Origin of the sequence: Synechococcus sp. BMK-MC-1 (assembly GCF_014279955.1) — a bacterium.
Lineage (GTDB): Bacteria > Cyanobacteriota > Cyanobacteriia > PCC-6307 > Cyanobiaceae > Synechococcus_C.
Genome location: NZ_CP047939.1, coordinates 1,077,724 through 1,098,602, shown reverse-complemented (window position 1 = coordinate 1,098,602; position 20,879 = coordinate 1,077,724). Strand labels below are relative to the sequence as shown.

Annotated in this window: 19 protein-coding genes; 5 read left to right on the top strand and 14 right to left on the bottom strand. The window is 57.0% G+C overall.

What is annotated here, in order from left to right:
- Window positions 1-253 precede the first annotated feature (253 nt).
- A complete protein-coding gene (locus tag SynBMKMC1_RS06210; protein WP_222930388.1) occupies window positions 254-2,863 on the bottom strand; it encodes a DUF1996 domain-containing protein in 2,610 nt (869 codons plus the stop codon).
- Window positions 2,864-2,869: 6 nt separating this feature from the next.
- Here SynBMKMC1_RS06210 and SynBMKMC1_RS14530 point away from each other — a divergent pair, with 6 nt between their 5' ends.
- Window positions 2,870-3,340 carry a hypothetical protein gene (locus tag SynBMKMC1_RS14530; protein ID WP_222930387.1) on the top strand — a complete coding sequence of 157 codons (471 nt, stop codon included), beginning with the start codon at window positions 2,870-2,872 and terminating at the stop codon, window positions 3,338-3,340.
- 527 nt (window positions 3,341-3,867) lie between these two features.
- Here SynBMKMC1_RS14530 and SynBMKMC1_RS06205 read toward each other — a convergent pair.
- The 8 genes from SynBMKMC1_RS06205 to dnaG form a co-directional block, all read right to left on the bottom strand.
- Window positions 3,868-4,614 carry a response regulator transcription factor gene (locus SynBMKMC1_RS06205; protein ID WP_186473093.1) on the bottom strand — a complete coding sequence of 249 codons (747 nt, stop codon included), beginning with the start codon at window positions 4,612-4,614 and terminating at the stop codon, window positions 3,868-3,870.
- A 171-nt stretch (window positions 4,615-4,785) separates the two neighbouring features.
- Window positions 4,786-5,160: a hypothetical protein gene (locus SynBMKMC1_RS06200; protein ID WP_186473092.1), complete on the bottom strand. Its 375-nt coding sequence runs from the start codon at window positions 5,158-5,160 to the stop codon at window positions 4,786-4,788.
- 223 nt (window positions 5,161-5,383) lie between these two features.
- Window positions 5,384-6,808 (bottom strand): DUF4114 domain-containing protein, encoded by a 1,425-nt coding sequence (locus SynBMKMC1_RS06195; protein ID WP_186473091.1) that lies wholly within the window; start codon window positions 6,806-6,808, stop codon window positions 5,384-5,386.
- On the bottom strand, window positions 6,783-7,376 hold the full coding sequence (locus SynBMKMC1_RS06190; RefSeq protein ID WP_186473090.1) for a hypothetical protein: 594 nt from the start codon (window positions 7,374-7,376) through the stop codon (window positions 6,783-6,785). Before SynBMKMC1_RS06190 ends, SynBMKMC1_RS06195 begins: the two co-directional genes overlap by 26 nt.
- Window positions 7,377-7,530: 154 nt before the next feature.
- Window positions 7,531-7,830 (bottom strand): hypothetical protein, encoded by a 300-nt coding sequence (locus SynBMKMC1_RS06185; protein ID WP_186473089.1) that lies wholly within the window; start codon window positions 7,828-7,830, stop codon window positions 7,531-7,533.
- Window positions 7,830-8,087, bottom strand: a complete 258-nt coding sequence (locus SynBMKMC1_RS06180; RefSeq protein WP_011932984.1) for a hypothetical protein — start codon at window positions 8,085-8,087, stop codon at window positions 7,830-7,832. The genes SynBMKMC1_RS06185 and SynBMKMC1_RS06180 overlap by 1 nt, the downstream gene beginning before the upstream one ends.
- Entirely contained in the window at window positions 8,080-9,099 is a 1,020-nt protein-coding gene (gene arsB, locus SynBMKMC1_RS06175) for an ACR3 family arsenite efflux transporter (protein ID WP_186473088.1), read from the bottom strand. Before arsB ends, SynBMKMC1_RS06180 begins: the two co-directional genes overlap by 8 nt.
- Window positions 9,099-11,186, bottom strand: coding sequence for a DNA primase (gene dnaG, locus SynBMKMC1_RS06170; RefSeq protein WP_186473087.1), 2,088 nt, complete (start codon window positions 11,184-11,186; stop codon window positions 9,099-9,101). The genes arsB and dnaG overlap by 1 nt, the downstream gene beginning before the upstream one ends.
- 101 nt (window positions 11,187-11,287) lie before the next feature.
- On the opposite strand from dnaG, the gene SynBMKMC1_RS06165 reads away from it, so the two are divergent.
- A complete protein-coding gene (locus tag SynBMKMC1_RS06165) occupies window positions 11,288-12,196 on the top strand; it encodes a DMT family transporter (protein WP_255486341.1) in 909 nt (302 codons plus the stop codon).
- Here SynBMKMC1_RS06165 and SynBMKMC1_RS06160 read toward each other — a convergent pair.
- The gene (locus SynBMKMC1_RS06160) at window positions 12,175-12,642 is read right to left on the bottom strand and encodes a hypothetical protein (protein ID WP_186473085.1); all 468 of its coding nucleotides are present in this window, start codon (window positions 12,640-12,642) and stop codon (window positions 12,175-12,177) included. The two genes, SynBMKMC1_RS06165 and SynBMKMC1_RS06160, sit on opposite strands and share 22 nt — an antisense overlap.
- 21 nt (window positions 12,643-12,663) lie before the next feature.
- Between SynBMKMC1_RS06160 and ruvA the strand changes: the two genes are divergently transcribed.
- From ruvA to SynBMKMC1_RS06145, 3 genes are read left to right on the top strand one after another with little or no spacing between them, the layout of a single operon-like run.
- Window positions 12,664-13,311: a Holliday junction branch migration protein RuvA gene (ruvA, locus tag SynBMKMC1_RS06155; RefSeq protein ID WP_011932978.1), complete on the top strand. Its 648-nt coding sequence runs from the start codon at window positions 12,664-12,666 to the stop codon at window positions 13,309-13,311.
- A gap of 54 nt (window positions 13,312-13,365) precedes the next feature.
- Complete coding sequence (gene rpsO / locus SynBMKMC1_RS06150; RefSeq protein WP_011932977.1) at window positions 13,366-13,635, top strand: 30S ribosomal protein S15; 270 nt, start codon at window positions 13,366-13,368, stop codon at window positions 13,633-13,635.
- A 26-nt stretch (window positions 13,636-13,661) separates the two neighbouring features.
- A complete protein-coding gene (locus tag SynBMKMC1_RS06145) occupies window positions 13,662-14,039 on the top strand; it encodes a PAM68 family protein (protein WP_186473084.1) in 378 nt (125 codons plus the stop codon).
- Window positions 14,040-14,092: 53 nt separating this feature from the next.
- On the opposite strand, the gene SynBMKMC1_RS06140 is transcribed toward SynBMKMC1_RS06145, so the two are convergent.
- The 4 genes from SynBMKMC1_RS06140 to rlmB all read right to left on the bottom strand — a co-directional run bounded on the left by SynBMKMC1_RS06140 (window position 14,093) and on the right by rlmB (window position 20,877).
- Window positions 14,093-17,614 carry a DNA polymerase III subunit alpha gene (locus SynBMKMC1_RS06140; RefSeq protein WP_186473083.1) on the bottom strand — a complete coding sequence of 1,174 codons (3,522 nt, stop codon included), beginning with the start codon at window positions 17,612-17,614 and terminating at the stop codon, window positions 14,093-14,095.
- Between the two features lie 69 nt (window positions 17,615-17,683).
- A complete protein-coding gene (gene gatA, locus SynBMKMC1_RS06135) occupies window positions 17,684-19,147 on the bottom strand; it encodes an Asp-tRNA(Asn)/Glu-tRNA(Gln) amidotransferase subunit GatA (protein ID WP_011932974.1) in 1,464 nt (487 codons plus the stop codon).
- Between the two features lie 58 nt (window positions 19,148-19,205).
- On the bottom strand, window positions 19,206-19,451 hold the full coding sequence (locus SynBMKMC1_RS06130) for a DUF1816 domain-containing protein (RefSeq protein ID WP_041428468.1): 246 nt from the start codon (window positions 19,449-19,451) through the stop codon (window positions 19,206-19,208).
- Between the two features lie 55 nt (window positions 19,452-19,506).
- Window positions 19,507-20,877 (bottom strand): 23S rRNA (guanosine(2251)-2'-O)-methyltransferase RlmB, encoded by a 1,371-nt coding sequence (gene rlmB, locus SynBMKMC1_RS06125; RefSeq protein WP_186473082.1) that lies wholly within the window; start codon window positions 20,875-20,877, stop codon window positions 19,507-19,509.
- Between the last annotated feature and the right edge of the window lie 2 nt (window positions 20,878-20,879).

The window sequence follows — 20,879 nt, the reverse complement described above, 5'->3', positions numbered from 1 at the left end:
CTCTCAGTAGAAACGGGCGGCGCTCATAAAGCCGCGACAAAGACAAAAAGAAGCTCCAGCAAGCAGCAGACAGGCACCACAGGTGATCAAGGCATCAGGTTGCAACCCATCAGCGATGAAACTTGATGGGGTGCAACTATCCAGGGAAGCCCCTACGCAGTTGATACCAGGCAAGGGTAGAGGCGTGAACCTTGATTCAACCTGATGCGTTGAACGAGCACCTTTATCTTCCATTCATCCCGATGATGCGTCATCAAGACAGATGACCTCCATCAATCATGATCTGTTCGAAGGTGATTGAATCGGTACGGACCACGATACCTAGATCAGTGTCTGATGCTGTCAAGAACCAGGAGCTTGGGCCAGTGGATTGGAGAATGAGATCGTCGCGCTTGAGATTCAGACCTCTCAGATCCAGCCGATCTTCAGGAGCGAAACCGACGAGCACATCGGGGCGGAGCAGTGTAGATTCATTGATTGACTCAATCACAAACCGATCGGCACCATCGCCTCCAACCAAGCGATCGGCACCTCCACCTCCAATCAGGATGTCATCTCCTTCCAGTGATTCCAGTCGGTCATCAGAGCTGCTGCCAGTCAGAACGTCATTGCCAGGGCTACCAAGCATCGGCATAGGAGATCGCTCCGCCGAATAGGGTTGTTGGATACCTGTTGGGATAATTCGCACAGAGTTGCCGTCCGTTCCAGCGAATAATGGCAGCATGAGTGCATCAGTTTCGCGTCTGGCGAAGCCATCCACCGTTTCACCATTCGGTGCAACCTCTTCCCACGGAAGATGGATCTGATCAGCATGCATGCTCCATCCCGGCGCAAATCCCGATTCACCGTTTCGGAAACTGAGATCGTCTGGATTGCCGCGTTGCAACCTCAGATCCAGGTCACCGCCTGCTTCTGGCAATGACATGTAGTCGGAACTAACTAGGTGAAGGTTGTTGTTGATTCTGCCGTAGTGAATTTGGAGTTGAAGCTGGGGAATCAGCAAAGGATGTTCATTGGGGCCAACCCCAGATCCATCTCCGTAGGCGACATGGCTTTTGTGGTCGGGGCTATCCAGGGATTGACCAGTCCAGTATTCCGGAAAAATGATCACTGCCTGCAAAGGTAGATCTCGCCATTCATCGCCAAGGGGGATGTGGTCATAGGAAGCTAATTCGCCGATGTAGTTCCAGAACACCTGGGCCCTCGACTGGCGATTCTGAGGGCGAGCCGAACCAGCGATCATTTTCAGGCCGATAGGCATGTTCACGAGCTCACTGGGTTCGTTCGGCTTCAGGACGCTGTAGTAAGCGATGGATGTTGCCTTAGGAGTGACATAGGTCTGTTCACCGCCAACGCCGTCGGAGCCCTCATCAATCAGACTAGGTGTCCAATAGGTGGAGATATTATTGATCGGAATTGCCGCTGTGTCGGAAGCATCCATCAGGGATGCCACCGTGGACGACGCGCCGGTTGTTGGATTTGCGAAGAAGTCATGGGCATGCATGAACTTTGTGTTTCCAGGCGCCACAATCGGATCAACCGTCGCCCGGTGGCTGAAGGCGATTGTTGAAACAAATTCACCCTGGTTGAATCCGGTTGCTTCAAAAGCGCTGACTGTGTTGCTGTTGAGTTCGTCTTGTGCATCTGACTCGGGGCTGGGGGGAGCAGGGATGATCCCGTCTGCGTCGAGGTCAATCTGAAAGAGCTCTTCTGTTTCCGGTACTGAAAGCACACCTGGAGCATCTTCTCCGATGAACAGACCAGAGGGATCGAGAATCCAGCTGAAGTCGCCCCAGGGCCCGCGATCGAGAACGCGGAGCTGTCCGTCTTCATCAACGGCAGCGGAAACAAGTGCGGCATCGCCGCGCTGGAGTGGAATATCCCCCTGCCAGTAAGAATCGTTGCGGCGAATCAGAAGGGGCTGATCAGAAGCGTTCTGCTGGATGAAGGCGAGTCCTGTGGTGTCATCCACAAGCAGGCGTGCTGAGCCGGAATCCGCAACCACACGGAGATCGCGTTCGTCTTGTGCATCTGACTCGGGGCTGGGGGGAGCAGGGATGATCCCGTCTGCGTCGAGGTCAATCTGAAAGAGCTCTTCTGTTTCCGGTACTGAAAGCACACCTGGAGCATCTTCTCCGATGAACAGACCAGAGGGATCGAGAATCCAGCTGAAGTCGCCCCAGGGCCCGCGATCGAGAACGCGGAGCTGTCCGTCTTCATCAACGGCAGCGGAAACAAGTGCGGCATCGCCGCGCTGGAGTGGAATATCCCCCTGCCAGTAAGAATCGTTGCGGCGAATCAGAAGGGGCTGATCAGAAGCGTTCTGCTGGATGAAGGCGAGTCCTGTGGTGTCATCCACAAGCAGGCGTGCTGAGCCGGAATCCGCAACCACACGGAGATCGCGTTCGTCTTGTGCATCTGACTCGGGGCTGGGGGGAGCAGGGATGATCCCGTCTGCGTCGAGGTCAATCTGAAAGAGCTCTTCTGTTTCCGGTACTGAAAGCACACCTGGAGCATCTTCTCCGATGAACAGACCAGAGGGATCGAGAATCCAGCTGAAGTCGCCCCAGGGCCCGCGATCGAGAACGCGGAGCTGTCCGTCTTCATCAACGGCAGCGGAAACAAGTGCGGCATCGCCGCGCTGGAGTGGAATATCCCCCTGCCAGTAAGAATCGTTGCGGCGAATCAGAAGGGGCTGATCAGAAGCGTTCTGCTGGATGAAGGCGAGTCCTGTGGTGTCATCCACAAGCAGGCGTGCTGAGCCGGAATCCGCAACCAGCAGTAACTGGCTCTCAGGGACAACGTCGAGATCAATGTCAAACTTCGCCGCTCCAAGACTGTCACTTCCTCCTTCTTCAAACAAACCCCAATGATTATCGCCACCCTTCCAGGATTCATCACTCAAGTTAAAGTAAAACATGGCATCAAAGCGTGCCAGATCTCCTTGAATATAGTCTCTCGTGCTCTGAAAGTAAGTCTCCATATTTTCAGCATTGGTAACACTTTGGGCACCTCCAACGCTTTGCCACCCGGTCTCACCGAGAATGAGAGGGGTGCTATGCAAGCCAAAGTTATCGAGAGTCTTGCGAAACAAAGCCTCGTCCAACTTCAGCACTTCAATCTGCCTGCCTGGAGTCCACTCTGGGTTCCAGCGATTATCAAAAAAGCCTGCATAGGAGTGAACGTTAATATAGTCAAGCTTTCTCAACAACTCTTCGCCATTCTGCGCCCAAAAGCTACTGTTACCTCGAAGCGTTTCTCCCGAAAAATTATACGTCAGCGGAATTTCGCTGAACTCTCTGAACAAATTAATGTGTTGAATCACATCGGCAACCGTTAAGCCCGTATTGTTCCAGTCGGCCAGTTGTTCATTCCCTAGGCTGACTCCGATGACCAGGTCAGGGTGGGAGTTGATTGTTTGCAAGGCAGTGACAATCTTCTGCTCCGCATCGCTATCTTTGCGGAGATAAATGCCTGCTTGAACTTTCAGGTTGAGGCCCAGATCAACGATAGCTTGAAGGATTCGACCCGTGTAGGCATTGGTGTCCCAGGTGCGAATCGTGTCGAACCCGAGTCGAGTGATTTCCTGCAGGGCTGACTCCAGCCGCGCCTGGTCATCCCATCGGCCCAAGGAATCCACTGAGAAGCCAATGCCGCTTCTGCCACTCCAGAAACTCTTCTCTGAGGCCGATAGCACTGGTGGCTGAGAGTCGGAGGTACCAGCCAAGATCCTCGAATGGTCGTTCAATGATGAACACAGGATGTACATGCCTCCTCATTGTCCGACTGGAGTCGTACTGAGACATCCATCAAAAGTTGTAGGCCCTGTATCTGAATATTTACGAGTGCCAAGTTAAGGCCATTGCTTTATTTTGATGTTAGTGACATTCGCGGCGGGCCGTTATCAGCCAGTCCCCAACTACATAGGCCAGTACGTAAGGCGCGTGTCGCAAGATGAGCCCTGTTGCTGACGTTCAACTTTTGCATCAGATTATACACATGCCGTTTTACCGTCGCCTCACTGATACCCAAACGTTCACTGATCTGTCCATTCGTGAGACCGTAGACAATTTCGACGAGAACTTCCTCCTCCCGCGTGGTCAAGCTTTCTATTCTTTCTGCTTGAGGATGGCAGTCACTACGAAGCAGTTGTCGCTGGAGATCAGGATCACAGTAGGCTCCGTCGGTAAAAAGGGCACGGTAGGCATCATATAGTCGCCCACCTCCTGTCTTCCGTCGTAAAACAATCACTTCACAACCGGCCGTCCATGCTTCTCTGCTCCCACCTATATGGGGAGAACGCTGGATCAGCATGACGCGTTTCGAAGCATACTGACGTTTGATTTCTGCTGCAAGCTGAGATCCATCTCCGGATTCGAGATCACTGCAGATAATCAGATGACTAGGTTGATGCTCCAGAATCAAATCATGAGCTTCTGATGCGCATGTGCACAAAGACACAAGGCGGAGTCCTGGATTGATTCGTTCATAAGCAACAACCATGAAGCCCGGTGAAAGGTCACCAGCCACAATCATCAAACGAGAGTCAACGACAAGGCTGGCAAGCTTGTGCAGACTTTCCCTTGTGGATTCAATTAACGCGCTACCATCCATCAACCATTCAGTGGATTAAATCATCACTGTAAGCCACGTTCCCAGTGAAGCGTCCTATGGTGTGAAGTGACCCAAGGGGATCAGCTGCGGCATGGGTGGAAACCATTCATGGGCTGCCATAGGCCAACATCCGAGCTGGCAATGTGCCGGTGGTCGGGCCTGAACATGACGTCAGCGAGGGGAGAGGAATGCACAGTCTTCGAGAGAGGCGACCACCTCGCTGACTCCATCTTGAAAAAGGCTGACATCGATCACATCGGTTCTGGCGAAACTGACTTTCAATGCCTGAAGTTGGGATGCTGCCGCCTCAGGGGACAACACCTTGCCATCCTTGACCAGCGAACAGAAGGTGGTCGCCGCTCCGTAGCCGAAACCGCTGGAGAATGCACGACGCCCGAACCAGGCTGCTGAAATCGGCAAGATCACGCCTCCACCAAGGAGCCCAGCCAGGATCAAGGTCCACAGGCGTCCACCTTGCACCCAATAGGGAACGAGATAAAGACCATCGTCGGCTGAAGAACGGTCACGGCGGGGATGGCCTGGCATCAAAGATGGCTTATTCAAGCCTCAACATAGGTTCGACTTTAACTGTGAACCAATAATCCAGAGGTGTCATAAATTGGGAATCATCGCTTGCATGCAGGTGCACATTGAAAGAGATCCAAACAGTCGAAGTAGGGCTAAACGGAAGAACGAGAGAGACATAATTACCAGAAGTAACCTGTAGCAACTTACTAGCAAGCCAAGAAAATCACCAGTTTTTAATTTTTTAAGCTATCAAATTTGAAACAGTAAAAATCAAGTCATTGAAGTCATTATCCCCATTAACAGTATCCTCAAAGCCAATAGAAAGTGAACTGTCGGAGTTTAACGAGGACAAGCCGACAAAATGACTTGACGTGGGTCCATAAGTTCCGAAAATATTTCCATTGACTTCGACAACAAAGCCATAATTTTTATTTGTTTCGAGTTCCTCTAAAGCGTAAGTTTTTTCACCACCATAGGCAGGAAGCTTGGACGGGTCGAATGTGTGCTTAGCATTTTCGATGGCTTTACTAAAATAGATATCTTGATCGGGATAAAATTGATTCATATCTTTATCTTTTAACGCGCCAGTTATAGAGTCAGCTTCATAAATGTGAACAGTGGCATCGAGAACGCCCAATTTTTTGATATTTAATTGCCAATTCGCTCCAACTGCCGTTGACTCTGCACCCATAGCCTCAGGGATTGTCTGGACATCCACAACTTCATACATCCAATCGTTGATATCTTTGGGGTTAACTGGCGCCCAGGATTGCACAAGTTCACCAACTCCAGGCCCAAGCTGCGGATCATCAAACCAATCCTTGTCAGTCGGATAATACCAATCATAGGTGTAACCATTACCAGTCCACGGGAACACATCATTCAAAGTATTTTGTTCCCACCAATTTTTGTACCAATCGCTGAAGCTCAGCGTTGATTGGCCCTTTGCTTTAGGATAAACTGTGTTGAGCAATCCTTCGCCTATCTCTGGATTGTAGAACTCGATATCTTTACCTTCAGGGATTGTGAAGGTATATTTACCTTTAAATTTACCGTCTTTTTGCTTTGCAAATCCTTCAAGAGCGCCGGATTGGGTATTACTAGGCTTTTGAAAGTCTGTGTCAGACGGATTATTAGGATTAAAGCCACCTCCTTTAGGGCGAAAGACTGAACTTTCTGGCACCCATAATGTGACAACAAATTGGAAGTCGGTAAATTTTGCTCCAGGCACTCCAACAGTATCTGGATAACGACCATAAGGGTCTACGTTGTTATTGGTTCCATTGACTAAATTCAAGTCATACTGATCAGATTGATCGGGTAAACCCTTCCTCAGGCTGCCATTTAAGTAAAAGAATGATGCTGATTGTTGATTCTCAGCTGTTGAAGTGGGATCATTGATAACTGCAGCGTACCAAGGGAAGGCACCAGTTTGGGATGGATCTTTTTTGAGAACATCATGATAGGAAGGGATTTTTGCACTCCTTAAAATCTCATCGCTGGTTTTGGGAATAGCACGATTTTTCTCGTCAGTTTTAATAATTGGATTGATGCCATTAATGCCAAAGATAACATCATCTTTTGTGAATTGATAAGCAACCTTGATACGCCCCTTTGTATCTGTTATTGGCTGACTCAGTTCAATTTTTGGATACGTTGATGGCATTGCTGCTGAGCGTATTAATAGCAGTAAGATAATTGGCATTTGAATATTTCAGGTCGCTTGCCCATGATTTGCTTAGAGCATCTTTATATGAAAGCTGAATGACAGTATTTAAAGATGAAAGCTGAATTTCAACTCCGTTTTCGAAAGTAGCTAGTAGAGTATTGGCACTTGATTCATATGTTTTGGCTCTAATAATTTCGGAGGTGCCTTCTTTTCTGATTATCAGTGTGTAATCACCAGGGTCAAAAATAGTATTAACAGTATCATCATTGAAAGCAATTTGCGAAGTTGATATGGATCGACCCTCGGTTTCAAGCCAATTATCCAATGAAAAATTAGCTTGAGCAATGGAATACCTATCTGCGCCACGACTCTCCAAGACAATGGGATTCAAATTTTTCACATCATCTTTCTTTATTTTCTCTTTTCCTGGTGATAAGAAAATTTCATATGAATTTTGCCCAGAATCAACCCGTGTGAAAATCAACCCTGAGGGATTATTCAGCGTAATCGAATTTGCATTCGCTTTGAATCCAGAAATCTGGTTAGGAGTGAAGTAAAAGCTCATGCCTTGGATCAAGGATCAATCTCTATTTTTTTAGAGAATCGAGATAGCGGTGTCAACGCTTGATCCGAAAGATGTCGAGACTGTGATATTTTCACTCCAGAAGCAGCCACCCTCATGGATGGCCGATAGCTCAGCTTGATCGTCAGAATCACTGTTACCAAGCCTGCTGCAGCAGCTGCACTTCCTGGGAGCGACTGCTGTAAAGAAGCACCATGCGCTCCCCGTGGGCATTGAGCCCTGTCTGCTCCCGGAGCAGATCGGTACTGGCCAGCGCCAGTCCACAGGTTTCGCAGAAGAGCACCGGAAGCGTGCCGCCATGGCCCGACATCTGCTGCAGATCGAGAGCCTGACGAGCGGCCCGCTGCGCCTTCTCAAGGCCCAAGCGCTCCACCAGTGAGGGCCAGAGACCATTCACAGGTTCACAGGTACTGAAATCAATGGACGATCCCGTCATCAGACCGGTAATTGCTCAATGGCCACCACAATCATCTGCGCCGTCACCGGAATGGTTTCCAGGGCATCGTTGTTGTCGAGGTAGGCATCGAACGATGCAAAACGCTCGATGCGGGGCTCGGCGCCTTCGGCGGCACAGGCCTTGATCCAGTCGTTGTCGTCGGGCTTCACCGCCACATAAGCCTGAAGAGCTTCCTCGAGGTCACCGCCATCACCGATGCCCTCCCCGTGCCAAATCGCCTCAAAAAATTCAGACATCGCAAACAGGAAACAGACGACGGTTGCGGTTAGCGATCGCCACCAACGACAGCATGACCGGCACTTCCACCAGCACGCCCACCACAGTGGCTAAAGCAGCACCGGACTGCAAACCGAACAGACTGATCGCAACGGCAACAGCCAGCTCAAAGAAATTCGAGGCGCCGATCATGGCGCCCGGTGCGGCAATGACACGCGGCTGCCCCCAGAGACGCATCCACTGCGCCGTGATCCAGAAGATCAGATAGGTCTGCACGATCAGGGGCACGGCGATCAACGCGATCGCCAGGGGGTCCGCAAGGATCGATCCCGCCTGGACCATGAACAACAGCAGCACCGTGCCGATGAGGCAGACCACGGTGAGCGGTTTCAAACGCTGCTCAAGTCTGTTGATGCGCGTTGTGTTGTTCAGAAAAACCCGAGTGAGCCAGCCGGCCGCCAACGGAACCACAACAAACAATCCAACCGCAGCGATCAGGGTGTCCCATGGAACGAGAACCTCACTCACGCCAAGCAGCAAGGCGGCAATGGGTGCGAAGGCAAACACCATGATCAGGTCGTTCACTGCCACCTGCACCAGGGTGTAGTTGGCGTCTCCATCACTGAGACGACTCCAAACGAACACCATGGCGGTGCAGGGGGCCACACCAAGCAGGATCATGCCGGCCACGTATTGATCACCGAGTTCAGCGGGAATCCAGGCAGAGAACAGGCCGCGGATGAACAGCCAGGCCAACGCCGTCATCGTGAGGGGCTTGATCAGCCAGTTCACCGCAACGGTGATGAGCAACCCGCGCGGTTGACGGCTGAGGCCTCCAATTGCGGAGAAATCCACCGCCAGCATCATCGGGTAGATCATTCCCCAGATCAGCAGGGCGATCGGGAGATTGATCCCTGCCACTTCAAGCGATGCGATCGCCTCCGGCAAGGCCGGAACCGCTGCACCGAGGGCGACGCCGGCAATGATCGCCAAGGCGACCCAGAGACTGAGAAAGCGCTCGAAAACACCCATCAGGCTTTGAGGAGTTCGGTGGGATTGTCGCTGACGCCAGGAGCCACGCCGTCGCCGTAACCAGCGCAGCGCTGTTGATCAAGATGCAGGATGTGACGGCGTTCGCTGTAGTACAGCTCCTGGAACCGCAAGGCTTCGGCATTGAGGTCGTCGAACATGGCTTGAATGCGCTGTTCCATGTCCTCGGTTTGGGGCTGCTGCTGCTCACGCTCCTCATCGATCAGCACGGCGATGCAACGTTCCAGCGTCTGCAGCCGCTGCCCGGCCCAGGCCTCAAGCAGGTGGCGGCAGCGCTTGTTGCTTTTCTGACGCTCGAGCATGGCGGCCGTTCCCCGCAGCTGTTCCATCGGCCGAGACAGCGCCACTTTCTGAAGCTCACCGGGTTCCAGCAAGGGGGTGAGGCGTGTCACCAGGGCACTGTTCTCCAGAAGCAGTTGATCGGTGAGCAGGCGGGGCAGATCCAGATCAGCCAATTCATCGCCGCGATCGTCGCCGCGGCTGATCGCTTCGAGGCGCACACTGCCAAGGTTTCCCTCCTCCAACTCCGTGAGGCACGACCAGAGCAGACGGTGATGCTGCAGGGCGAAATCCTCGAGTTCACGCTTGCGCAGCTCCTGGCGGATCGCACCGCGGTAGGAGGGGCAATGCAGATAGAGCCGCAGGATTTCCGCTTCGCAACGTTCTCGCTGACTGGCTTCCCCTGATTTCTCATGACGGGCTGAACGCCCATGCCAGCGCTGGCCCTGCACCTGCTGGCGCAGATCCTCTTCCAACTGAAGAGCCAAGCGCCCCTGGCCGCCGCTGAGGCGCTCGGACACTTGCTGGATGTAGTGGGTGCGAATCGCCGACTGAGGCAACTTGCCCAGCAGTTCCACAAGGGCCGAAACGGAACGCTGGAACTGATCGGCCTTGCTGAGATCACGCCCCTCCAGCACCTGCTCGATCTGCCAATCGAGCCAGAGAGGTGCCTGATCCAGAAGAGCCCTGTAGTCGCCGGCACCTTGGCCCTTGAGGAATTCATCGGGATCCTTCCCGGAAGGAAGGTGAAGCACGCGCAGCTCAAGCTGCCCCTGAAGGGCCAGTTGTTCCACTTCGCCGATGGCGCGATTGGCGGCGCGAACACCGGCACCATCAGCATCGAAGTTGAGCACGATGCGCTTGCCATCGCAGCAGCGGCACAACTGCGTGATCTGCTGGCTGCTCAGAGCCGTGCCCAGAGAAGCCACAGCATTGGTCACGCCGGCGGCGTGCAGGGCGATCACATCGAAATACCCCTCCACCACAACGGCACGATCGTCCTTGCGGATCGCTGAAGCCGCCCGATCAAGGCCAAAAAGGTGCTTGCCCTTCTCAAACACCTCCGTTTCGGGGGAGTTGAGGTATTTGGGTTCGGTGCCATCAAGGCTGCGGCCGCCGAAACCGATCACGCGCCCCTGACGATCTTTGATCGGCACCATCACCCGATGCCTGAAGCGGTCATAAAAACCATTGCCGCCCTTCCTGGGCACCACCAGACCTGCGGCCTCGAGATGCTGAGGATCCAATCCCTCTACCTGCTGGAGATGCTTCAGCAGGCCGTCCCACTGATCAGGCGCATAGCCCAGTTCAAACTGCTCAAGGGTGGCGTCACTGAGCCCACGCTTGTCCTGGAGGTAACGCAGCGCCTCGGCGCCGGAGGCGACCTTCAACTGGCTACGAAACCAACCCGCCGCCAGCGCCAGCACGCGATGCAACGTGTCCCGTCGCGACAGCTGTTGTTTCAGCCGCTCCTGCTGGGGACCGTCCACGGTCTCCACAGGCAATTGATAGCGGCGGGCCAGATCCAGCACCACTTCGCTGAAGCTCTGGCGTTGAAACTCCATCAGGAATTTGATGGAGTTGCCGCCGGCACCGCAGGAGAAGCAGTAATAGAACTGCTTGGCTGGCGACACCGTCATCGACGGCTTGCTGTCGTCGTGGAAGGGGCAGATCCCAACAAACTCCCTGCCCTTTTTTTTGAGCACCACGTGCTCACCCACCACATCCACGATGTCGGCCCGCTCCTTGACGGCCTCAATGGTTCGGGGATGCAGGCGGGCACTAACCATGGACCCATTGTGAAAGACCCAGGCGCTGGCGACGAGACATCCGCCTCACACCGGTCGACGCGAGGGGTGGCAAGGTTGTTGCAGTGATGGCGGACGTGTTGATGCGGAGCCTGTTGGCAGCGATCCGCGGAACGCAGTCGCCCCAGGAGTGGAGAGCCTGCACCTATCTGCTGGGTGCAGCACTGGCCTTCAGCCTGATGACGGTGTGCGTCAAGCACCTCGGCGGCCGTTTGCCCGTGGCGGAGATTGTGTTGATCCGATCACTGATCAGCATCGCGATCACCCTCACGATGCTGGCGCAAGTGAACATTTCCCCCTGGGGCCATCAGAAAGGACTTCTCCTGGTGCGCGGGGCGCTCGGCACCATTGCATTGCTGCTCTTCTTCCAGGCCTTGGCCAGCTTGCCCCTCGCGGCAGCGACGCTCATTCAATACACCTACCCCACGCTGACAGCACTCTCAGCCTGGGCGCTGCTCAAGGAACCGATCCGCAAACGCATCGGCTTGGCCATCGTGCTCGGCCTCATCGGAGTGATCCTGGTGGTCCAACCCGAATGGATGGGGCAGTCGGTGGCAGGACTGCCGGCCATGGCTGCGCTGATCGGACTGGGCGGAGCCCTGATGACGGCCTTGTCCTACGTGAGCGTGCGCCAACTGTCGGCCAGAGAGCATCCGCTGGTGATCGTTTTTTATTTCCCCCTGGTGTCTGTGCCCGCCACGCTGCCGCTTCTCGTGAACCAGCTGGTTCTCCCGAGTGCCATGGACTGGGTTTGGCTCATCGGGGTTGGTTTGTTAACGCAGGTGGGGCAGGTCTGGCTCACCCAGGGTCTGGCCGCACTCCCGGCAGCGCGCGCCACATCGATCAATTACGTCCAAGTGGTGTTTGCCACCCTCTGGGGTGTGCTCTTCTTCGCAGAGCCGGTTACCGGAACTGTGATTGTTGGTGCGCTCTGCGTTCTTGGAGCCACGCTGATCAGCTTGAGTGCCCGTCAGTCGATGGCGAGGGGGTAGGTGACCCAGGCCTGCGATGCCCCATCGTCTGAGCCGCTGGGAATCGCCAGGCGCCAGCTTTCACCCCGTTCACCCCGTTCGAGATACAGCTCAAATGCACTGTCGACCTTCACGGCATCACCAGGCAGACGCCAGTCAAAGCGACCGGTGAGGTGCATGCCTTTCTGCTCACCGATGCGGATCGCGTCCTGATCGTCCAGCCGAACCCGGCTGACCTCGGGAACGCCAGCGGCATCCAGATCCAGGGAGCGGGCGATCGAGGTTTGCGTGAGCTGAATCTGCTGGCTCAGGGCACTGAGCAGAACGGAGCGCGGAGGCTGATCGGAAGCAACGCATGCCGACAGGCCTGCGCTGAGCGCGAAACAAAGCAGCACTGAAACCGCGCTCTGGAGCCAGCGACGAAACGGCACGTGCATGGAGGACAGGCTCGACAGATCAGGCAGCATGGCTTCAACAGGAACTCTCCCATGATCGGCTGGTTGCAGGGAGAACGAATCCAGAGCTGGGAGCAGGGCGGGCGCAGGGGCGTGGTGGTCGCCTGTGGCGGGGTGGGCTACGAAGTGCAGCTCACGTCCCGGGATCAGAACGGGCAAGGCACTGGCAGCGCCTGCACGCTCTGGGTGCACCAGGTGCAGCGGGACGATGGATCAACGCTGTTTGGATTCTGCGATCAACAGGAGCGCGATCTGTTCCGAACGCTCATAGGCGTCAATGGGGTTGGTCCCCAGATGGCTCTGGCCCTGCTCGATTGCTGCCGGGTTCATGAGCTCGTGGCTGCCATCGTCGATGGCGACCTGAAACGCCTCACCCAGGCGCAAGGTGTGGGCAAACGCACCGCTGAGCGGATCGCGGTGGAACTGCGTGATCGCCTTGGCAACTGGGCACCGTTGCAAGAACCGAGCCTTTCTTTGGTGGACCGCAGCGACGTGAAGGCGATTCCCCTCGGCGAACCATGCCTGCGGGACCTGCAGATCACGCTGGAGACCCTGGGTTATGAGGATCTTGAAATCCGCAGGGCCATGCGGGCGGTGGCCTCAGGTCCTGACGTTCCGGCGGAGGATGACGGCGACGCCTGGCTGCGGGCCAGCCTGAAGTGGTTAAGCCAATCGGCCTAGGGCCCGGCGGCAGAGTAAATTGTTTGTTTGCACTGTCAGGGCCAGACGCCGCGCATGTCGCTCGATACCACCGAAAAGCAAGAACTGATCAACGCTCATCAGACCCACGCCACCGACACCGGATCGGCCGAGGTTCAGGTGGCCATGCTCACTGAGCGCATCTCGAAGCTCAGCAGCCACCTGCAGCAAAACATCCACGACTTCTCCTCCCGTCAGGGACTTCTGAAGATGATCGGCCGGCGCAAGCGCCTGCTGGGCTACGTGCGAGGCAAAAGCGAGAAGCGTTACAGCGATTTGATCGCCAAACTGGGCATCCGCGGCTGATCCGCGGTTCCAGTTTTTTCTGAGCCATGGCCGAACGACGCGATCCCCTGCCTTTTGAACCGCGGCGATCGGAACGCAGCGCTTCGGCGAGTCAGCCGATTCCCAAGGATGTGGCCAACCGCATGGCCCGCAGGGTGGCCATCGCCACCGGATTGCCCTCCTTGATGGGCATGGGCGTGTTTGTGGGGAGCTATCTGCTGGTGAGCCGCGGAATTCTGGACATCCCGCCTGGAATAACGCTGGTCACCTCAGGCTTGTTTTTCCTTCTGGGCCTGGTTGGACTGAGCTACGGGGTTTTGTCAGCGAGCTGGGAACCCCAACCCGGAACGCTGCTGGGCCTCGAACACATCAAACCCAACCTGCAGAGAATGCGCAGTTCAATCCGCGCGCAGAAGCAGAGCTGAACTCAGACGCTCAACTGAAATCAGACGCTCAGTAGGGGACGAAATCAGAGTGATCAAACCAATAACGGGTCACTGCAACTGACCCTGAAGGAGCTCTCGAGGAGATGCTTCTGCGCCGCAGCGGCATCACGAACGCAGAATTGGGGCCCAAGGCGCACATACCGAACATCAGAACCCCGTCGCACGGCGGCCACCACCGGCACGCGCACGCCGAGTTCATCCTGTTCGGGTCGATACGCCTGGAGGCATTCCCTCAGCTTGTGTTGAACCGCCACATCACTGGCCTGATCGGCGTCCAGTTCCACCATCAACAGGCGCAGGTGATCGATGGCGCGGCAGTCATCCACAATCAGCTGAACACGCTCATCGCGGCGATCCACAGCGGCCCACACCAGGAGACGGGCCTCAGCGAGCAGATGATCCGCAAGCCGGGCGTAGCTCTTGGGAAAAACCACCGCCTCACATGACCCTGTGAGATCTTCCAACTGAAGCACCGCCATGCGGTCTCCCTTTCGGGTGGTGACCTGGCGCATTTCGCTCACCATGGCAATCGCGCTCACCTTGGCCTTATCCGCTTGCTCTTCCAAACCACCAAGCCCGATCGGAGCGAGCAGTCGGGCCGGAGGGGTGAGCTGCTTGAGCGGATGGTCTGAGAGGTAGAAGCCCACCAGATCCTTCTCAAGCTTGAGCTTTTCACTGGGGTGATAGTCCTTCACCGGTGCAGCTTTGGGCGCCAGGCTCAGATCCGTGGGGGCATCAGCCTCGCCGCCGGCAGCGCCGGCCATCAGATCAAAGAGATTGCCCTGACCACTGGCGCGGTCGCGAGCGCGGGACGTCGCCCAATCCAGCAGCAGATCAAGATCGGCGATCAACTGGGCGCGGTTGGCCTCTGGCTCAAGCGCATCCATGGCACCGCAGTGAATCAAGGATTCGAGGCTGCGGCGATTGATCACACTGGAGGGAACGCGATCGCATAGATCGGCGAGGGATTCGAAGGGCCCATCCGCTTCCCTGGAACGAATCAGGGCGCGGATGGCGCCATCACCAAGATTGCGCACTGCCGAGAGACCGAACAGGATGCGCTGATCGCGGGGGGTGAAGTCGGTGCCTGACGCGTTGACATCCGGAGGCATCACCTCGATGCCCATGGCGTTGCAGTTGGAGATATAACGCTGAACCTTGTCACTGGCGCCGGCGTTGACCGTGAGCAACGCAGCCATGTAGGCCACGGGATAGTGCGCTTTGAGGTATGCGGTCTGATACGTCACAGCCCCATACGCCGTGGAGTGGCTTTTGTTGAAGCAGTACTCGGCGAAGAGCACCATCTGGTCGAAGAGTTCATCGGCAACCTTCTCGTCGACGCCGCGCTCGGAAGCACCTTTCACGAAAATGCCCCGATGTTTCTGCATCTCAGACACCTTTTTCTTACCCATGGCCCGGCGCAGCAAGTCAGCTTCCCCGAGGGAGTAACCAGCGAGATCCTGCGCGATCCGCATGATCTGCTCCTGGTACACCATGATTCCGTAGGTTTCGCTGAGAATCGGCTCCAGGGTGCTGTGGGCGAAGTCAATCGCCTCCCGGCCGTGCTTCCGGTTGATGAACTTGGGAATCAGACCGGCATCGAGAGGTCCAGGTCGATACAGCGCCAGGATTGAGGAAATATCCTCCAGCGACGATGGCTTGAGATCGCGAACGATCTGGCGCATCCCGGTCGATTCCAGCTGGAAGATGCCTTCCAGGTCACCCCGGGCCAGAAGATCGAAGGTGCCTTGATCCTGGGGAGGGAGTTGGTCGGGATCAATCCGCTCCCCACTGCTCTGAGCGACAAGTTCAAGGGTCTTGTCGATCATCGTGAGGTTTTTGAGCCCCAGAAAATCCATCTTCAGGAGGCCCATCGACTCCACATCCTCCATGAAGTACTGGGTGATCACCTGACCATCGTTGTTGCGCTGCAGGGGGACCAACTCGTCGAGGGGGTCCGCGGCAATCACCACACCGGCAGCGTGCACACCGAAGGTCTTGTTGGTGCCCTCGATGCGCATCGCCATATCAACCCAGCGTTGTACGACAGGATCCTTGTCGTACTTCTCCTTGAAATCGGGGTTCGGTGACTCATCGCCGATCATGGCCTTGAGCTTGGCTGGCTTGCCGCGCACCACAGGGATGAGCTTGGCCAGCCGGTCGGCATCGCCGTAAGGAATATCCAGCACCCTGGCCACATCCTTGAGCACGGCTTTCGACGTCATCCGGTTGAAGGTGATGATCTGTGCCACCTTCTCCTCGCCGTAACGGCGCGTGACGTAATCGATCACCTCGCCCCGGCGTTCGATGCAGAAGTCGGTGTCGATATCAGGCATCGACTTGCGTTCAGGGTTCAAGAAACGCTCAAACAGCAAGCCATTGCTCACCGGGTCGATGTTGGTGATCCCAAGGGCGTAGGCCACCAGTGAACCCGCTGCAGAGCCGCGGCCTGGTCCAACAGGAATCCCCTGCTCGCGGGCGAAACGGATGTAGTCCCACACCACCAGGAAGTAGGTGGGAAATCCCATCTGCTCCATGATCTGAAGCTCATGGGAGAGACGATCGGCATAGGTCGCCTCGATCGTCCCGTCAGCTGACAGTCCAAGCCGATCGCGCAGACCCTGCTCGGTGACCTCGCGAAGGTAAGTGACTGGCGTATGCCCCTCCGGAATCGGGAAGCGGGGCATCTGGTAGCGGCCGAGAATGTCGTAATCCTCAACTTTTTCAGCGACGGACACCGTGTTGGCAATGGCCTGCTGCACCACAGCAGGATCGAGGTGATCGGCGAACAACCGACCCATCTCCTCTTCACTCTTGAGGTATTCAGTTCCGGTGTAACGGAGGCGTTTCTCGTCGCTGATCAGTTTGCCCGTGAGCACGCAGAGAAGGGCGTCGTGGGCTTCCACGTCGTTGCTGGTCAGGTAGTGAGCATCGTTGGTGGCGACCAGCTGAATTCCCAGTTCCTGGGCAATCTTGACGATCTCCACATTCACGATGCGGTCTTCTGTAGAGCCGTGATCCTGAATCTCGAGATAGAAGTCGTCGCCGAACACCTCCTGATACCAACGGGCCACATCCCTGGCCACATCGGGCCTCTCGCGCATGATCGCTTGAGGAATCTCACCGCCCAAACAAGCGGTGGCCACGATCAGGCCTTCACTGTGTTGCTGAAGAAGGTGCTTGTCGATGCAGGCGCGCGAAAAAATTCCCCGACCACGCATGCCGCGCAGGTGACTGATGCTGGTGAGCTTGACGAGATTCCGATAACCAACGGCATTCTTCGCCAGCACAACCAGGTGGTAGCGCCGCTCCTTTTTGGGTTGGGGGTCATCAATGGAGCCATTGATGACATACATCTCATTGCCGATGATGGGCTTGATTCCCGCGCCCTTGCAAAGCTTCAGGAGCTCCACGGCCCCGTACATCACACCGTGATCCGTTAGGGCCAGTGCCGGCATGCCCAACGCCTTGGCGCGCTCAACCATCTGGGGCAGCTGGGATGCACCATCCAGAAGGCTGTAATCGCTGTGGTTGTGAAGGGGGACGAAAGCCATACCCTCAGCCTAAGGGCCGGCGCAACATGCAGTGGAAGCGCCGACATGCCGACACCGCATCTAGTGCATTCAGCCGGGAATGAACGCCGCTTCTGGACGGGTTTTCATCACATCAGCGGCCTGTTCGAACTGATGCGCCACCTGCAAAAGAAGTGGTTCCTCGAGCACGTTTCCAATCAGCTGCACGCCAATGGGCAATCCACCGGTGTCGAAACCGCAAGGGACGCTGATGGCTGGGAGTCCCGCGAGATTGGCCGGAATGGTCAGCAAATCAGAGAGGTACATCGCCAGGGGGTCATCCGCATGGGCACCGTTCCTGAAGGCCGTGCCGGGAGCTGTGGGCGTGAGCAACACATCCACAGACTGGAACGCGGCATCAAAGTCACGCCGGATCAGCGTGCGCACCTGCTGGGCTTTCTTGTAGTAGGCATCCACGTAGCCCGCAGACAAGGCATAGGTGCCGATCAGGATGCGACGCTGCACCTCACTGCCAAACCCTTCAGCGCGGCTGCGGGCGGTCATGGCAGCCAGTGAGGCCGCATCTTCGGCCCGGTATCCATATTTCACGCCGTCGTAGCGGGCCAGGTTGGCCGAAGCCTCAGACGGTGCGATCACGTAGTAGGTGGCAATGCCGTCGTTGAAGCGAGGACAGCTCACATCCACGAGGTCCGCTCCCAGAGCCTGAAGCTGCTGAGCAGCAGCGAGAACGGATGCTTTCACCTGAGGATCCAGGCCTTCCTGCTCGAAGCATTCCTTCACCAGACCAACTTTCAGGCCCTCCACAGGCCGCCCCAGGGCCGCGCAGTAATCGGGAACGGGAGCGTTCAAGCAGGTGGAGTCGCGGGGATCCGCACCGGCCATCACCTGAAGCAGCTCAGCAGCATCGGCCACGGAATGGCTGAAAGGGCCCACCTGATCAAGGGAACTGGCAAAGGCGACAAGGCCGTAACGACTGATGCGCCCGTAGGTGGGTTTCAGACCAACAACACCGCAGAACGAGGCCGGCTGACGAATGGAACCACCGGTATCGGAGCCAATGGATGCCAAGCACTCACCGGAAGCCACAGCCGCGGCACTGCCACCGGAACTGCCACCGGGAACATGCTCGGGGTTCCAGGGGTTCGCCGTTGGACCGAAGGCCGACGTCTCGGTGGATCCACCCATGGCGAACTCATCGAGATTCGTCTTGCCGAGCAACACAGCGCCGGCAGCCCAGAGACGTTCGGTGACCGTGGACTCATAAGGCGGCACGAACTGCTCGAGCATCCGGCTGGAGCAGGTGGTGCGCACTCCGCGGGTGCAGAGGTTGTCCTTGATCGCCAAAGGAATGCCTGCGAGCGGAGGCAGGTCCTCACCGGAGGCCCGTGCTTCGTCAACGCGATCGGCATCAGCCCGGGCCCGCTCAGCGGTGACCTCGAGGAAGGCATGGATTCCGGGTTCGACCGCTTCAATCCTGGCCAGATGGTGGTCGGTGAGTTCCCGCGCTGAAACCTCTCCGTTCGCCAGTTGCTGACGCCATTCGGCGATCGCCATGGTCAGGATTTTCGTGCAGTTGAGACGCTATCAGCCAGTCGAGAGACCAGTGATCCCCTCAGGACTGGGACTCAATCGTGAAGGGCTCCGTGCGACGGCAACGGATCAGGGAATGCTCGATGGCCGCAGGCGACTCAGAGGCGAGGTCTGCAAGAAAATCCGGAAGGGCTGCCTGAAGGCTGGAACGGCGAACGAAAGGGCCGTACCAGTAGGTGACATCAGGGCTCTGCGTTTGAACCCTGGCCCACCAGGCGAGTCCAAGACCGTTGGCAAGGGAGCGCATCGGCCTGTTCAGCGGGCTCATGGCGGAGCGATGAAGTCGATGCCATTGTGCCCCGATTCAGCACAGCTGTCGGCTTTCAGAGTTCAACACTTCCATCGAAACGCGGAGTCGCCAGCTCGGTGGACCGTTCAAGCTGAAGGTCCAGCACGGTTTCCGGCGCCGTAACGCTGGCATCAGGTTGCGGTGCCGCCTGCAAATTGGGGCGCACGATCTGGGGTGAAGGGTTCTGTCCACGCAGACCTTTCATCCAGCTGCGACGGGCCACTTCGTACAAGCAGAGAGCGGTCGCCACTGACGCATTGAGACTGGGCGTAACGCCCCGCAGGGGAATGCGGATCAGTTGATCGCAGTGGCGCCGGGTCAGCATCGACAGGCCCTGTCCTTCTGAACCGGTCACCACCACCAGCGGACCCTCGAGGTCAGCCTCCTCCAGCGTCTGGTCGCCCTCCTCAGCCAGGCCGACCACCCGGTAGCCCGCATCCTTGAGGGTTTCCAGGGATCGGTTGAGGTTCACGACCCTCGCGACGGGCAGGTGCTCCAGAGCGCCGGCCGCCACCTTGGCCACCGACCCGGTCAAGCCTGCACTCCGACGCTGCGGCAGAACCACGCCGTGGGCACCGAGGGCTTCTGCGGAGCGCACGATGGCTCCCAGATTGTGAGGGTCGGTCAGACCATCCAATGCCAACAACAGAGGAGCTTCCTGAAGGGCGGCACAGCCCTCGATCAGATCAGCAAGGTCCAGGGTGTCTGCAGCAGCGGTCTGCAGGGCAATGCCTTGATGAACCGCGCCACCGGTCATCTGCGCCAAGCGGGCCCACGTCACCTCCTCCACGAGCACTCCAGACGACTTGGCGTCTCTCAGTAGCTGCATGAACCGCGGTGCACTGCGCATCTCGCTGGTGCACCAGATGCGGTGAATGGGGCGACCGGCCTCAAGGGCAGCCTGGGTGGCATGGCGTCCCCAGAGGAGATCGTCGGCGACGGGATCGGCGGAATGGGAACTGGACTCGCCGCGGGGCTTCTCTTCAAACCGACGGTCCGGGCGATCCGAACGATCCTGCCGATCCGATCGCGGCGATCGACTGCGCAGGGGCAAGGCGCGGTTGCGTTCAGGGAAACGTCGGTCGTCAGTGCGTTGATCGCGGCGGCCTCGTCCACCACCGTCGAGCGAGCGCGCCCCTGAGCGCCCTGCAGGTCGCTTGAAATCGCGGGAGTCACTGCGCGAAGGACCTCTGCGCCTGCCGTCACCACCATCACGCTCTCCGCGCCAGGGGGAGGCGTCACGCGCATCACGCGCATCGCTGCGCTGCTCACGACGACGCAGTCCTGTCCCTCCCTCATCCGGTCGCGACGACCGGCCACGCGGTCCGCCTCGGGACGGGCGCCCACCCCCAGGACCCCCGCCGCGAAGGGGACGGGACGGGCGGCGGTCGAAGCGTGAGCTCATGG

Coding starts and splice junctions, on each gene's coding strand:
- rlmB (WP_186473082.1), bottom strand. CDS start 20,877: ATGAGCTCACGCTTCGACCGCCGCCCGTCCCGTCCCCTTCGCGGCGGG.
- rpsO (WP_011932977.1), top strand. CDS start 13,366: ATGTCGCTCGATACCACCGAAAAGCAAGAACTGATCAACGCTCATCAG.
- ruvA (WP_011932978.1), top strand. CDS start 12,664: ATGATCGGCTGGTTGCAGGGAGAACGAATCCAGAGCTGGGAGCAGGGC.
- SynBMKMC1_RS06190 (WP_186473090.1), bottom strand. CDS start 7,376: ATGAGCTTTTACTTCACTCCTAACCAGATTTCTGGATTCAAAGCGAAT.
- SynBMKMC1_RS06200 (WP_186473092.1), bottom strand. CDS start 5,160: ATGCCAGGCCATCCCCGCCGTGACCGTTCTTCAGCCGACGATGGTCTT.
- SynBMKMC1_RS06180 (WP_011932984.1), bottom strand. CDS start 8,087: ATGTCTGAATTTTTTGAGGCGATTTGGCACGGGGAGGGCATCGGTGAT.
- gatA (WP_011932974.1), bottom strand. CDS start 19,147: ATGGCGATCGCCGAATGGCGTCAGCAACTGGCGAACGGAGAGGTTTCA.
- SynBMKMC1_RS06145 (WP_186473084.1), top strand. CDS start 13,662: ATGGCCGAACGACGCGATCCCCTGCCTTTTGAACCGCGGCGATCGGAA.
- SynBMKMC1_RS06140 (WP_186473083.1), bottom strand. CDS start 17,614: ATGGCTTTCGTCCCCCTTCACAACCACAGCGATTACAGCCTTCTGGAT.
- SynBMKMC1_RS06130 (WP_041428468.1), bottom strand. CDS start 19,451: ATGAGCCCGCTGAACAGGCCGATGCGCTCCCTTGCCAACGGTCTTGGA.
- arsB (WP_186473088.1), bottom strand. CDS start 9,099: ATGGGTGTTTTCGAGCGCTTTCTCAGTCTCTGGGTCGCCTTGGCGATC.
- SynBMKMC1_RS06195 (WP_186473091.1), bottom strand. CDS start 6,808: ATGCCATCAACGTATCCAAAAATTGAACTGAGTCAGCCAATAACAGAT.
- SynBMKMC1_RS06205 (WP_186473093.1), bottom strand. CDS start 4,614: ATGGATGGTAGCGCGTTAATTGAATCCACAAGGGAAAGTCTGCACAAG.
- SynBMKMC1_RS14530 (WP_222930387.1), top strand. CDS start 2,870: ATGATTATCGCCACCCTTCCAGGATTCATCACTCAAGTTAAAGTAAAA.
- SynBMKMC1_RS06165 (WP_255486341.1), top strand. CDS start 11,288: ATGCGGAGCCTGTTGGCAGCGATCCGCGGAACGCAGTCGCCCCAGGAG.
- dnaG (WP_186473087.1), bottom strand. CDS start 11,186: ATGGTTAGTGCCCGCCTGCATCCCCGAACCATTGAGGCCGTCAAGGAG.
- SynBMKMC1_RS06185 (WP_186473089.1), bottom strand. CDS start 7,830: ATGACGGGATCGTCCATTGATTTCAGTACCTGTGAACCTGTGAATGGT.
- SynBMKMC1_RS06160 (WP_186473085.1), bottom strand. CDS start 12,642: ATGCTGCCTGATCTGTCGAGCCTGTCCTCCATGCACGTGCCGTTTCGT.